This is a genomic window from Pseudonocardia sp. Cha107L01 (assembly GCF_052566575.1).
Window position 1 is genome coordinate 2892855 of record NZ_CP199579.1, and the last position, 12717, is coordinate 2905571.

10 protein-coding genes are annotated in these 12717 nt (G+C 70.9%); 6 read left to right on the forward strand and 4 right to left on the reverse strand.

The window, feature by feature from the left end; all coding sequences use genetic code 11:
• Positions 1-59 precede the first annotated feature (59 nt).
• A complete protein-coding gene (locus tag ACTXG6_RS13725) occupies positions 60-938 on the forward strand; it encodes an oxygenase MpaB family protein (protein ID WP_445188172.1) in 879 nt (292 codons plus the stop codon).
• 49 nt (positions 939-987) lie between these two features.
• Positions 988-2316 (forward strand): M50 family metallopeptidase, encoded by a 1329-nt coding sequence (locus tag ACTXG6_RS13730; RefSeq protein ID WP_445188173.1) that lies wholly within the window; start codon positions 988-990, stop codon positions 2314-2316.
• Between the two features lie 144 nt (positions 2317-2460).
• On the opposite strand, the gene ACTXG6_RS13735 is transcribed toward ACTXG6_RS13730, so the two are convergent.
• The 4 genes from ACTXG6_RS13735 to ACTXG6_RS13750 form a co-directional block, all read right to left on the reverse strand.
• Complete coding sequence (locus ACTXG6_RS13735; RefSeq protein ID WP_445188174.1) at positions 2461-3900, reverse strand: DUF222 domain-containing protein; 1440 nt, start codon at positions 3898-3900, stop codon at positions 2461-2463.
• 45 nt (positions 3901-3945) lie between these two features.
• Positions 3946-5238: an IS701 family transposase gene (locus ACTXG6_RS13740; protein WP_445188175.1), complete on the reverse strand. Its 1293-nt coding sequence runs from the start codon at positions 5236-5238 to the stop codon at positions 3946-3948.
• Between the two features lie 244 nt (positions 5239-5482).
• Positions 5483-7141 (reverse strand): GMC family oxidoreductase, encoded by a 1659-nt coding sequence (locus ACTXG6_RS13745; RefSeq protein ID WP_445189999.1) that lies wholly within the window; start codon positions 7139-7141, stop codon positions 5483-5485.
• 135 nt (positions 7142-7276) lie between these two features.
• Positions 7277-7366 (reverse strand): hypothetical protein, encoded by a 90-nt coding sequence (locus ACTXG6_RS13750; RefSeq protein ID WP_445188176.1) that lies wholly within the window; start codon positions 7364-7366, stop codon positions 7277-7279.
• Between the two features lie 1046 nt (positions 7367-8412).
• Between ACTXG6_RS13750 and ACTXG6_RS13755 the strand changes: the two genes are divergently transcribed.
• The 4 genes from ACTXG6_RS13755 to pip all read left to right on the forward strand — a co-directional run bounded on the left by ACTXG6_RS13755 (position 8413) and on the right by pip (position 12713).
• Complete coding sequence (locus tag ACTXG6_RS13755) at positions 8413-9732, forward strand: LLM class flavin-dependent oxidoreductase (RefSeq protein WP_445188177.1); 1320 nt, start codon at positions 8413-8415, stop codon at positions 9730-9732.
• The gene (locus tag ACTXG6_RS13760) at positions 9699-10229 is read left to right on the forward strand and encodes an ATP-binding cassette domain-containing protein (protein ID WP_445188178.1); all 531 of its coding nucleotides are present in this window, start codon (positions 9699-9701) and stop codon (positions 10227-10229) included. Before ACTXG6_RS13755 ends, ACTXG6_RS13760 begins: the two co-directional genes overlap by 34 nt.
• A gap of 169 nt (positions 10230-10398) precedes the next feature.
• Positions 10399-11658, forward strand: a complete 1260-nt coding sequence (locus tag ACTXG6_RS13765; RefSeq protein ID WP_445188179.1) for a hypothetical protein — start codon at positions 10399-10401, stop codon at positions 11656-11658.
• Between the two features lie 98 nt (positions 11659-11756).
• The gene (pip, locus tag ACTXG6_RS13770; RefSeq protein WP_445188180.1) at positions 11757-12713 is read left to right on the forward strand and encodes a prolyl aminopeptidase; all 957 of its coding nucleotides are present in this window, start codon (positions 11757-11759) and stop codon (positions 12711-12713) included.
• The last annotated feature ends 4 nt before the right edge of the window (positions 12714-12717 follow it).

The following is a 12717-nucleotide window of genomic DNA, read 5'->3' on the forward strand; positions in this document are numbered from 1 at the left end:
CGCGGGGTAGTTGTCGCGGGGTGGTCGCCACGGCCGGCGGGCGGGCCCATGATGGGGCCATGGTGTGGCAGATCGAGGTGCCCGGGCTGGCCGAGGCGCGCCGACGGGCCGGCGCCGGCCTGTTCTCCCGGGTGGCCGGCCCGAGTGGGCCCGAGGACCGGGACCGGATCCACCGGGCCGACGGCCCGAGATGGTTCGGGCCGGAGCGGCCGATCCGGCAGGTGCATGGCGACGCCTCGATGTTCGTGGGCGGGTTGCGCGCGCTGTTGTTGCAGTCGCTGCACCCGCTGGCGATGGCCGCGGTGGCGGCGCACTCCGGCTACCGAAGTGATCCGTGGGGACGGCTGCAGCGGACCAGTCTGTTCCTGGCCACAACCACGTTCGGCACCGCCGAGGACGCCGAGCGGGCGGTGGCGCGGGTGCGTGGGGTGCACGGCCGCGTCCGGGGGATCGCCTCGGACGGCAGGCGGTACCGGGCCAGCGATCCGCACCTGGTCCGCTGGGTGCACGTCGCCGAGGTGGACAGCTTCCTGCGCTGCTACCAGCGCTACGGCGCACGGCCGCTGGATGATGCCGAGTGCGACCGCTACGTGCTGGACGCCGCCCGGATCGCCACCGCGCTGGGCGTGCCGGACCCGCCGCGTACCCGGGCTGAGCTGGCTGCCCAGCTGGCCGCGTACCGCCCGGAGCTGGCAGGCACCCCGGAGGCCCGGGAGGCGGCTCGCTTCCTGCTGATCCACCCGCCGCTGCCGCTGGTGGCCCGAGCTCCGTACGCGGTGCTCGCGGCGACCGCTGTGGCCACCCTGCCCGGGTGGGCGCGCTGGCCGCTGCGGCTGCCCTACCTGCCGGTCGCCGAGCACACCGCGGTCCGGCTCGCCGGCCATGGCCTGGTCGCCGGCATCCGCTGGGCGATGTCCTCGCCGGAGCCGACGGGGTGACCGGGAACGGCCGGGGCTGTCGCTGGCAGGTGGCCTAGGCCGACGCTGCGTGACTCCCTCGGACGTTCACGCCGTAGGCTTCGACGCCATGCTCTACGTCCTCGGCATCGTGCTGTTCGCGCTCGGCATTGCGTTCACCGTCGCCTGGCACGAGCTCGGGCACTTCGCCACCGCGCGACGCTTCGGGATCCGGGTGCCGGAGTTCATGGTCGGCTGGGGGCGCACGCTGTTCTCCCGTAAGGCCGGGGAGACCGAGTTCGGGTTCAAGCTGATCCCGATCGGCGGCTACGTCCGGATGGTCGGCATGCTGCCGCCGAAGCCGGGCGAGCGGTACGGGCGCACCCGCAAGAGCGGTCCGTTCCAGGGCCTGATCGAGAGTGCCCGGGCCGAGTCGGAGCTGCAGTGGGAGCCCGGTGACGAGAACCGGCAGTTCTACACCAGGGCCCCGTGGAAACGGATCATCGTGATGGCGGCCGGCCCGGTGATGAACCTGATCCTGGCGGTGGTGCTGCTCGGGCTGTCACTGATGGCCATCGGCACCCCGGGCACCATGACCGTCGCCTGGGTGGCGAAGTGCATGCTGGCCGCGCCGGTCGGCGGAGAGCCGGCGGCCAGTGAGTGCCCGCCGGGTGCGCCGGCCAGTCCGGCGGCGGCCGCGGGGCTGCGTCCCGGTGACACCATCCTGAGTCTCGGCGGGGTGCCCTACGACCACTGGGAGACCTTCCGCCGGTCGGTGCGCTCGGTGGGCGGCACGGTGCCGCTGATCGTGGAGCGCGGCGGCCACGAGGTCACGCTGACCATCAGCCCTGTGCAGACCACGCTGCCCCGACTGGACGGCGAGGCCGGCACCGAGCGCGCCGCGTTCCTCGGTTTCGCGCCGACAGCCGACTACCAGCGGCAGGGCGTGGGCTTCGTGGCCGGCGAGATCGGCAGGTACGTCTCCCGGACCGGGGCCGCGCTGGCCGCTCTGCCCGGCCGGGTGCCCGAACTGTTCGGCCAGGCGTTCCTGCACCGCGAGCGCGGGCTGGACTCGCCGGTCAGCGTGGTCGGGGTGTCGCGCCTCGGCGGCGAGATCCTCGGTACCGACAGCCCGCTCAAGCCGAAGCTGGTGCTGTTCCTCAGCCTGTTGGCCGGGGTGAACGTGTCCATGTTCCTGATCAACCTGCTGCCGCTGCCCCCGTTCGACGGCGGCCACATCATGGCGGCGGCCTGGGAGTCGGTGCGCCGCCGGTTGGCGCGGCTGCGGGGCCGGGCCGACCCTGGGCCCGTGGACCTGGCCAAGCTGATGCCGGTGGCGTACGTCGTGGGTCTGGTGTTCATCGGCTACAGCGTGTTGGTCGTGCTGGCTGACGTGTTCAACCCGCTGCGCTTCTCCTGAGCGGGGCGGTAGCTGCTGCCCGGCGTGAACGGTGACCGGCGTGAACGGTGACCGGCGCGAACAGTGACCGGCGCGAACAGTGACCGGCGCGCCTGCGGCGGAGGCCACCGATGTGTCACCGATCGACGGAAGTGGCGAGATCTTTCAGAACGGCGCGGGGGCGGCAGGCGCTATCGGTGATCTCTCAGGATCGGCCAGCGGGTGTGCCGGGCGGTGGTGCTCGTGGTGGGTGGGCGTGTGCCAGGTGTGGGTGCCGTTGGGCTGGCGGGTGAGTGTCCAGCCGGCTTGGTGTTTGAGTCGGTGGTGGCTCCGGCAGAGGGCCGCGAGGTTGGCGGTGTTGGTCGGCCCGGAGTCGGTGGTGGGGTCGTGGGGAATGCGGTGGTCGAGGTCGCAGCGGTCGGCGCGGGTTCGGCAACCGGGATAGACGCAGGTTTGGTCGCGGGTGGTGATGTGTGCGGTGAGATGCGGTGGGGGTTTGTAGCGGGTGGTGCCGTAGTCGAGCAGCGCACCGGTTGCCGGGTCGGTGAGGATTCGTCGCCAGGTGCCCTGGGCGGCGAGTTCGCGCGCCAGGTCGGCGGGGATCGGGCCGTGGCCGGCGAGCTCGGCGGGTTGTTGGTCGAGTCCGAGCAGGGTGTGCAGCGCCACGGTGACGAGTATCTGGATGCCGCCGGGGCGTGCCTTGGCGCAGCCGCGGCAGGCGGGGGTGCCGGTCGCCGCGGGTCGCTCTGGATGGCTCGCCGGAGGGGCCGGCTCGCGGTTCTCCGGGCCGGACGGGCCCTGTCGGGGTGCACCGGTGTGCGCTGGATCGGAGTCGGCCGCCAGCGGGACGGTGGGGCGGTCGAGGATGAGATCGACGAGGGCGTCGGCGCGGCGGGCGTCCATCGAGCGGCCGTCGGTCGCGGCGCCGGCGTGGCGGGCGTGGTCGTCGATCATTCCGTAGGCGGCGACCGCTTCGTGTGCCGGTAGGTAGGCGGAGAGGGTGGCCATGCCGTCGGGTTCGCTGGTAAGGCTGACATTGCGTTCCCGGCGGGCCTGTTCGGCGCGGCGGCGCACGGCGTCGGCGTCGATGGCGGCGACCGCGCGGCGAGTGGCGGCGCGGACCTGGCTCGGGGTCTGGTGGCCGGCACGCCGCAGGACCCGGTTCTCGGCTTCAGCTGCGCCGGCGGTGTCGAGTGAGACCGTTTCGTCGGCGATGGCGCGGGCCGAGGGCAGGCTGATGGCGCCGGCGGAGAGCGCGGCGAGGGTGGCGGGCAGTCGCTCCAGCAGTGTGACAGCGAGATCGACACGGGCCTGGGCGGTGCGGGGCGCGACCCGGGTCATCAATCCGACTTCGGCCGCGACCGATGCCGCTGTGTCTTCTGGGGCCGGGCCGGTCGCTTCGGTGGCGAAGCGGGCGATTTCGAGCAGTTGGGCGGCCTGTGCCCAGGCGATGAGCCGTTCCCAGGCGCCGATCCGCTCGATCCGCTCCCAGCCGGACCTGCCGGCGGCCTCGGACATCATGTCGGCGAGCAGCCCGTCCGGCGCATAGCTCGACCACGGCTGCGCCTCGGGGGAGGGAAGCGCGAAACCCAGCGAGTCGAACATGTGTTCGATTCTATCACGTTCTAGTGAGTCACTCGTGTTTCGCGGTCAGGCTGCAGAGTCGGCCCAGGCCAGGCGGATGGTCTGGATTTGTTCGGGGGTGAGCTCTTGGGTCCGGTCTGCACGATATTGCGCGGCGATCAGGACTCGGCGGAGCTTGACGACCATGTCGTGGTAGCTGGGGTGGGTCTTGGTGGTGTACCAGCGGGCCCGGTTGCGGTGCTCGGAGATCACTCTTGGTGAGTGGCCGGCGAGGTGGTACCAGATCACGACCAGGGTCTGGGCTTGCAGCCCGAACGGGACGGTGCGTTCCACCGCGAGGCGGGTGCGGTTGCGGGCTTCTCCGACCCCGGTGTGTTTGGCGTCGGAGAAGGCAACCTCGATGGCCCAGCGGGAGGCGTAACGGGTCACGAGCTGGTCAGCGGGGGTGCGCAAGTCGGTGGTGACTAGCGCCAGGCTCGGGCGGTGGGGTTCGCGCACGACGATGACCCGGATCGGTTGGGAGCGGAAGACCCCGTACCAGAGGCAGCGACGCTCGTGGATGGTTGCTGTGGCGGTTCGGCCGTAGCGGGTGAGGGTCACCGTGTCACCGGGTGTCGTGGCGAGTTGGTCGGGCGTGCCGATTTTGGCGCCTCGGGTACGGGGTCGACCCCGCCGACCGCGCATGCAAGGTGGGTTATCCAGCTCGGGGTGAATCTCCCAGAGAGCGGCATTGCGTGGCAGCGGCCCCGTCAGCGTCACGTTCACCGGCAGGTGGCGAAGGGCCTTGCAGATGTAGGCGCTATCGGCCACGACATGGATCACCCGGTCACGGTGGGAGCGGGCGATCAGGATGATCAACTCCCGGCCCAGTGCGGTCTTGGTCGGTCCACCCGGGCGCCACAACCGTGCCAGCACCGGCAGTGCGATCGGCCGGTCGAGGAACGGCAACTCGACCACGATCGCCGCGACGACGAAGCTATTGCCTCGGGAGAGCTTGGTCTGGCCCGCGGCGACCTGGCGGGATCCGTCATAGGCCCAGCACGCGGCATAGACCTTCCGTCCCCTGCGGCGAAACAGTGTGTCATCGATCGCCACCGTGATCGGTGCTCTGGCAGGGGTGAGCCAGCCGATGACCAACTCCAGCACGACCAGTCCGAGCTGGTCGGGGCACCAGCGAGTAGAGGCGAAGAAGCGGTGCGCCCGACTGTGATGCCACACCCCAGAGGCCCCCGAGGCGGTGAACATCCCGCACACCGTCCGCCGTGCCGGAGCCGCGACCAGACCGGCTAACAAGGCGGTGAAGGTGTCGAACCCATGGGCGGAGAAACACGACCGGACCGGCTCCAGCAGACGAGTCAACGATCCCGGCAGACTTCACGTCCTCCACTCGGTGGTACGCGGGTGACCCGGTGGGGTTTCGCCAAATGAGACCGACTGACGTTCAGGAAATTGGACGGCTGAGGGCGGTACCCGGCGCGTTCGTCCCCGATAGCACCTCACGTGGAACCCGGGGCACGTGCAGCGAGTCATCTGCGTCGCCGCCGAGCTACCCGCCGATGTCCGGGTGGTAACCGTGGCGGGATCGATGGGAGGCGTCAGGCCATCACGGTGCTCCCGCCGTGCCGATTGGGGCGACGCGAACCGACCGCGTAGTGGTCGCGGTGGCACGGACTTTCCAGAGGATCGGAGCCGGGCCTTTGATGAGCGCGGCCGCGCGCTCGGCGAGCGCGATGGTTGGCGCATTGGTAGCGCCGTGCGGCACGGTCGGCATCACTGAGGCGTCCACCACCCGCAGGCCCTCCATGCCGCGCACGCGTAGCTCGGGGTCGACGACCGCGTCGTCGTCGATGCCCATCGCGCAGGTGCCCACCGGGTGGTAGATGGTCTGAGCGGTGGCGCGGATGTGCGCAATCAGGTCGGCGTCGGAGTCCGAGGCGGGCAGGCTCACCGGGTCGGCGAGGCGTCCGGCCAACGGGGCGCCGGCCAGGATGCGCATCGCGACGCGCAGGCCCTCGATGTGGCTGCGCAGGTCCTCCGGGTGGTGGTAGTAGTTGTGGACGATGCACGGCTTCGCGGTCGGATCCGGGGAGACGAGCCTGAGCTCGCCGCGCGCGCGTGGCGTGAGTAAACACGCGCCGATGGACACCCCATGCGCGCCGACGGGCGCCAGCCCTTCTTCGGTGTAGAGCACCGGCATCATGAACAGCTGGATGTCGGGCGCGGGCAGACCGTCGCGGGTGCGGATGAACCCCCCGGCCTCGGCGACATTGGAAGTCAGCGGCCCCTGGCCGGCGGCATAGCGGTCCAGATTGTGCGCGCTCGTCGCGCCGAACAGCCCATCCGGACCCGCGCAGCGAGCCGCGACGGCACTAACGGGATGGTCGGACAGGTTGCGCCCAACGCCGGGCAGCTCGGCCGTCGGGGCGATGCCCAATGCGGCCAGCTCGTCGGGTCGCCCGATCCCGGAGAGCATCAGCAGCTGCGGCGACCCGTAGGTCCCGGCGCAGAGGATCACCTCCCGCCCGGCATCGAACTCCACCGGTCGCCCGAATTGCACGCCTGCCACGCCGATCGCACGTTCGCCGGCGAAGCGCACCCGAGTGATCTGTACGTGGGTCTGCACGGAAAGGTTCGCCCGGTCGGCTACCGGGTGCAGGTAGCAGGTCGCCGTGCTGGCTCGCTGTCCGTCGCGCTGGGTGACTTGGTAGAAGCCCACTCCGTCCTGTTCGGCGCCGTTGAAGTCGTCGTTGGCCGAAAGTCCGGCCCCCAGCGCCGCTTCCAGGGCAAGCTCACTGATCGGGCTGCGGTGCCGCAGGTCGCTCACGGCCAGCGGGCCGCCCACCGCGTGGAACTCGCCTGCGCCCCGCTCGTTGTCCTCGGCGCGCAGGAAGCAGGGCAGCATGTCCGCCCAACCCCAGCCCGCGCAGCCCCGCCCGTGCCACCCGTCGTAGTCGACTCGGTTTCCCCGCATGTAGACCATCGCGTTGATCGACGACGAGCCCCCGAGCACCTTGCCGCGCGGCAGATAGATTCGCCGGCCGTTGCATCCGGGCTCGTAGTGCGAGGAATAGTCCCAGTCCACGTCGCTGCGGAACAGCGCGCCGAACGCGATCGGCATATGGATCAACTCGTTGCTGTCTTCGCCGCCGGCCTCGATCAGTAGCACCCGCACGCCGGGGTCCTCCGATAGCCGGCGGGCGAGCACGCAGCCGGCGGAGCCAGCGCCGACGATGACGTAATCGTGCGGAGCAGAAGTAACCATGACCCACCCCAATCCCTGGCAAGCAAGGCTGTGGATGTATGAGCGTGTGATCGCCCGGCCGATGCGCCGGGTCACGGTGGGTCACGGTAGGGGCGAACGGGTGGATAAACATCTGCTGATCCGCAGATGGGTCGATCAGATTTCCCGACGCGCCGCCACCGCCGCCAGCTCCGCGCGGGTGCGCACCGCGAGCTTTGCGAACACGTGACGCAGGTGGGTGCGCACTGTTCCCTCACCGATCGCCTAACGGGACACTCGCGCATCGAACATTTGTGCGAGAATAAAACGCGAACTCAAGGTGCGTCCTCGTGTTTCGCGGTCAGGTACTTGGACCGGTTGGGGAGGGTGTTGACCATGAGTCGGACGGGGCCGCGGACCCGCTCTCGGTTGTCGGTCAGAGAGAAGACTCAGGTTGTGCTGGCGGTGCTGGCCGTCGAAAACCACTGGCGGCGGGATCTGGAGAATCTGCGCTACCGACAGTCGAATCCGCTACGACTCCTCACGCAGCCAGCGCAGTTCGATGACGACAGGCGGCCGTCAGTCGCATCGAGTAGGCGTCCAGCCGCCACCTACCGACCAGCTGCGTCACACGGTCATAGTTGCAGGTTGGGCAAGTGACATTGGGCCAACGCGTCGCTACCAGCGGTGCCGGATGCCGATCGAGCGTTGCGCGCCGCGGCGTGGTGCCGATCGGGGCAGACCGGGCAGCGACCATGCCACCTCTACCCGGCTGAACGGCGGCCGGCCAGCGCCACGCATGAGTGCGGCGACGCCCCAGGTGGACGTGCCTACCCGAAAGGCAACGCGCAGCTCGTCGCCGAAGCCCTCCAGGCTTCAAGTAGTCGCGGTAGCGGGCGCTTCGGGCCGGTAGCCCATCGGTCGCGGACCAGAGCGTTGCGGCGGGTCGCGGCGCACGGGCTAGGTCCGAAAAGAGGTTGACGTCCTCCACGAGGAACTCGCGTTGCCAGTAGGCATGGCACTGGTTGTTCGCGAGGCCGTCGATCCGAGCCGGGCAGATGGCCAGCACGGTAGCTGGATCGGTGGCGAAGAAGATCGACGCGTCGAAGGGGACAAAGGGCGCTAGCCGGGCCGCCAGCGCGTCGAAGACGGTCTCACCTGGCGGCGCCGGCCACACCCTTCGCGATCCCGTCGATGCGGGTCACGTGGGCGAGGCTCCCACGCGCAAGACCACGCCACAACCCCGCGGCTGAGGGGTTCTGGGGAGCTACCTCCCCCAAACCAAGGCAGCGCTCGGGGTGATGGATCGGGTGGTGTATGACAACCATGAGCCGCTCGTGAGCCTGGCCGCCGCGGCGGCCGTCACCGATCGCATCGAGCTGGTCACCGATGTGCTGATCGCGCCGATCCGTGCCACGGCGCTGCTGGCCAAACAGGCGGCCACGCTGGACCGGCTCTGCGGCGGGCGGCTCACGCTCAGCCTGGGCCTCAGCGGACGGGCCGAGGACTTCACCGCTGTCGGCATGTTCACCGACGGGCGCGGGCGACGCTTTGACACCCAGCTGCGCGCGTTGCCGGAGCTGTGGTCAGGCGACCGAATCGGGCCTGCCCCGGCGCGGCCCGGCGGCCCCCCGCTGCTGGTGGCCGGCTACGCCCGCGTGACATCGAGCGCGCGGCGCGGCTGGCCGACGGCTGGAGCATGGGGCTCGGCACGCTCGAGCAGTTCCGCGAGGGCCTGGCGATCCTGCGCGAGGATCTCCCGGGTTGCCGATCTGCTCACCGCGGCGGTCTCGGTGCTCGCCGCGGTTGTCGCTGTCGGAGTGCTGAGCCCGGTGCTGGCTCCGTTGGTGGTGTTGGCCGCCCTCCCACGGGCGTGGGCGAGCCTGCGCGGCGCGCTGCTGGAGTTGGCGTCGCTCTTCCGGACGGTCGCGGGAGAGCGGCGGCGCGATGTCACCGGTGAGTTGATCTCCGAGCGGGCCAACGCCGCGGAGGTCCGGGCGTTCACCGCACAGCGCATCCTGTTGGCCGAGCACCGGCGGATCAGCGCGGAGCTGGCCGAGGATGCGGTCCGGGTCGGTCGAAGGAAGAACGTGTTGGTCACGGTCGGCGGCGCTCTGGGCGCACTGGCCGGCTACCTGGTGCTCGGCCTGCTGCTCTACACCGGGGGCATCGCACTTGCCCTGGCCGGAACGGCGGTGGTGGCCATGCGCGCCGCCGCCCAAGCCGTTGGTAACGGTGTCTACAGCGTCAACGAGCTCTACGAGATCGGGATCTACGTCGAGCTGTACCGCGGCTGCCTCGCCGACATCGGGAGCCGCCGCCGTCAACCGCCGACCCATCGGCTGACCGGCGATCCCCAGGTGATCGAGTTGACCGACGTGTCGTTCCGCTACCCCGGCCGGGACCGGGGCGCGTTGACCGGGATCAGTCTGAGCATGCGGGCCGGCGAGGTCATCGCCCTGGTCGGGGAGAACGGATCGGGCAAGTCCACCCTGGCGAAACTGATCACTGGGCTGTACCTGCCGGTCGAGGGGACGGTGCGCTGGGACGGCGTCGGCACCGACACCGTCGACCCGCCGAACTGCACGAGCGGATCGCGATGGTCATGCAGGAGCCGCTGCGCTGGCCGATGAGCGCGGAGAACAACATCCGGATCGGCCGACTCGAGCGCGCCGATCCGGAGGGTGCCGCGTTCGCGGCCGCGGCCTCCCGCTCCGGTGCCGACGCGGTGCTGAACGATCTGCCCGGCGGCGAGCAGACCCTGCTGTCACCGGCGTTCCACAACGGGCGTGACCTCTCCGGCGGCCAATGGCAGCGGATCAGCGTCGCGCGCGGGCTCTACCGCGACGCCGCGGTGGTGGTGGCCGACGAGCCCACCTCGGCGATGGACGCCCGCGCGGAGCACGCCGTATTCACCGCACTGCGCGCACTGTCCACCGATCCGGCCGGGGGACGGTCCCGGATCACCGTGCTGAGCACTCACCGGCTGGCCAACGTCCGGCACGCCGACAAGATCGTCGTGCTCGAGCACGGCCAGGTCACCGAGCAGGGCACCCACCGTCAGCTGATCGATCGACAGGGCAGGTCCCACCAGTTGTTCCGGCTTCAGGCGCACGCCTACAGACCGTGAGACCACGGGGGCCGGTTGACGCGCGGAGTCACCACTCCCGAGGTGCTGGGGTCACCCGACGGTGTGATCATCGGGCACGGGCGGGGCTCCGCGGTGCCGCAGGTTGCGGCGGCTTCTACCGTGACGGCTGATCACCCCGTCGAGGGTGTCGGCAAACGGAGGCGACGTCATGGGCCGAGGCCGGACGGCAGTCAGAGGTACCGCGATCGCACTGTGTGCGGCGGCGGCGCTGACGGTGAGCGCCTGCGGCGGTCACAGCTCGGGAGCGGCCGGGCCCAGCGACCCGCCGAGCGCGTTCGGGCCGGGCCAGGTGGTCGGCCCGGCGCCGGCGTTGTCGCAGGGCGAGAGCGCGACGCGGTACCGGCTCCCGGCCGTGCTGGACCAGGGCACCGCCTACCTCGCCGGCGTCGACGGGGTGCGGGTCGTGGACACCGCCTCCGGCCGGACCATGGAGACGATCCGCGCGCAGCACCCACTGTTGACCACCGAGGGAAGCGCGGCGAACCTGACCCACCCGCCGCTGGTCACCACGGCGGGCGATGCCCGGGCGGTGGTGTGGCCGTTCCTGGTCAAGGCGCCCGGCGGGGGCAACGCGGTGGAGCTGACCAGCATCCACACCGACACCCACACGGCCACCAATGTTCTCATCGGGCTGCCCCAGTGGGCGTCCTCAGCGGAGTACAACCTGTCGGTCACCCCGATCGGCGCTGCCGGCACCACGGTCGTGCTCGACGTCGCCGGCGGTCTGCACCACGCCGCGCTGACCACCGACGCCGGCACCGGTGAGCCGCTCTGGATGCGCGACGACTTCACCGCCGACGCCGTCACCGACGGCACCGTGGTCGGTGCCCAGCCCGACGCCGCGCCGGCGAACACCGAGCACGTCGTCGGATTGGCGCTCAAGGACGGCACGCAGCGCTGGACCCAGCTGCACGGCTTCGGCTTCGGCATCTCCTCGGCCAGCCCCAGCCTGGTCGCCGTCGAGGGGACACTGCCCACCGCGACCGCCGGGGGCACCTTCCAGCTGCTGGCCGCGGCGACCGGCACCTCGGTGGCAACCCTGCCGATCTCGAACGGGCTGCCCAGCCGCTGCGTGTACGACCAGACCTCGGTCACCGTCTGCTACGCACCGACGGACAACCACGCCGGCGCCCGGGTGGTGGTCGCGGTGGACGCCAAGACCGGCCAACAGCTGTGGAGCATGCCGAACGGAACCAACGGCACCGAGCCGGTCCCGCTGGTCACCGACGCCTGGCACGGCCTGGTCTACGCCACCACCACCGAGGGTCTGACCATGGTCTACCGGGCCCGCAGCGGATCGCCCGTCCGGGCCTCCGCCGGTCCCACCCCGGTGCTCGTCAACGACCAGGCCGGACTGGCCCTGGACCCCAACGGTCCGAACATCGTCGCGCAGCGGCCCATCGACTAGGTCGCGCAGCGGCCCATCGACTAGGTCGCGCAGCGGCCCATCGACTAGGTCGCGCAGCGGCCCATCGACTAGGTCGCGCGGCGGCCCGGGGGAATGACTTGGCACAGTGGTACCCGCCGATCGAGCCGTACGAGCACGGGATGCTCGACGTCGGCGAGGGCAACCTCGTGTACTGGGAGACGTGCGGCAACCCGGACGGCAAGCCGGCGCTGGTGGTGCACGGCGGTCCGGGCTCGGGTTGCTCGATCACCATCAGGTCGAGCTTCGACCCGGACCGCTACCGCGCCGTGCTGTTCGACCAGCGCGGCTGCGGGCGCAGTACCCCGCACGCCAGCGACCCGGCGACCGACATGAGCCACAACACCACCGAGCACCTGCTGGCCGACATGGAGCTGCTGCGCGTTCGCCTTGGCATCGACCGGTGGCTGCTGTACGGCGGCTCGTGGGGTTCGACGCTGATCCTGGCCTACGCGCAGCGGCACCCGGAGCGGGTGTCCGAGATCGTCATCCCCAGCGTGACCACGACCCGGCGATCCGAGATCGACTGGCTCTACCGGGGTGTCGGGCGGTTCTTCCCGGAGGCCTGGGACCGGTTCCGGGCCGGGGTGCCCGAGGTCGACCGGGACGGTGACCTGGTCGCGGCCTACGCGCGGCTGATGGAGGACCCGGATCCCGGCGTCCGGTACCGGGCGGCCACGGACTGGATGAGCTGGGAGGACGCGGTCATCTCGGCGGAGCCGAACGGGCGCCCGAACATCTTCAGCGACCGCCCGCCGGACGCCACGTTGGCCTTCGTGCGGATCTGCGCGCACTACTTCTCGCACGGCGCCTGGCTCGAGGAGGGGGCACTGCTGCGCGACGCCGGGCGGCTCGCCGGCATCCCCGGTGTGCTGGTGCACGGCCGGCTGGACATGAGCGGCCCCGCGCACACCGCCTGGGAGCTCGCCCGCGCCTGGCCGGACGCGGAGCTGACCGTCATCGAGGACTCCGGGCACACCGGCAGCGACGCGATGCGGGTCCGGATCCGCGCTGCCCTGGACGGTTTCGCGCGGTAACTCG